The sequence below is a fragment of the Lysobacter enzymogenes genome (assembly GCF_017168095.1).
Taxonomy (GTDB): Bacteria; Pseudomonadota; Gammaproteobacteria; order Xanthomonadales; family Xanthomonadaceae; genus Lysobacter; species Lysobacter enzymogenes_D.
In genome coordinates this window covers 1-500 of sequence record NZ_LXSD01000210.1, presented here as the reverse complement: position 1 = coordinate 500, position 500 = coordinate 1, and the positions used below count along the sequence as shown (strand labels likewise).

Sequence of the window (500 nt, the reverse complement as noted above, 5' to 3'; positions counted from 1 at the left end):
GGAGCGCGGCGCGGGCGGGGTGCCGGCGCTGACGGCGCCGACGGGTGGTGCGGGCGGTGCGGTTGCGGCCGGCGATGCGCTTGCAGCGCCGGCCGCGGTTCCGGCTACATGCTCTTGAACAGCGCCATGAAGGTCTGGCTGACGCTCAGCGTTTCCGGGCGGCCGCGCAGACGCACGGTGCCCTTGCCGCTGTCGTCGCGGACGATGCCGGCGATGGCCTTGAGGTTGACGATGGTGGAGCGGTGGATCTGCTTGAAGCGTTCGCCGTCGAGGCGGTCGAGCAGGTCGCGGATCGGCGTGCGCAGCAGCGCTTCGCCGTCGGCGGTGACCACGGTGGTGTACTTGTTGTCGGCGCGGAAATAGACCACGTCGTCGACCAGGATCAGGCGCGTCTCGCGGCCGGCGCTGGCGGTGATCCAGGTCAGGCCGGGCTTGTCTTCCTGCGGCGCGCGGCGCGCGGCCAGCTGGCGCGCGATCTCGCGCAGCGCGGCGTGGCGGTC

At 72.6% G+C, this 500-nt stretch carries 1 protein-coding gene; it reads right to left on the bottom strand.

Translation table 11 applies throughout. The features are described 5' to 3' along the window. Positions 1-104: 104 nt before the first annotated feature. Positions 105-500: LytR/AlgR family response regulator transcription factor (locus tag A7A76_RS05335; protein WP_206410221.1), on the bottom strand; the 396-nt coding region annotated here is incomplete at its 5' end.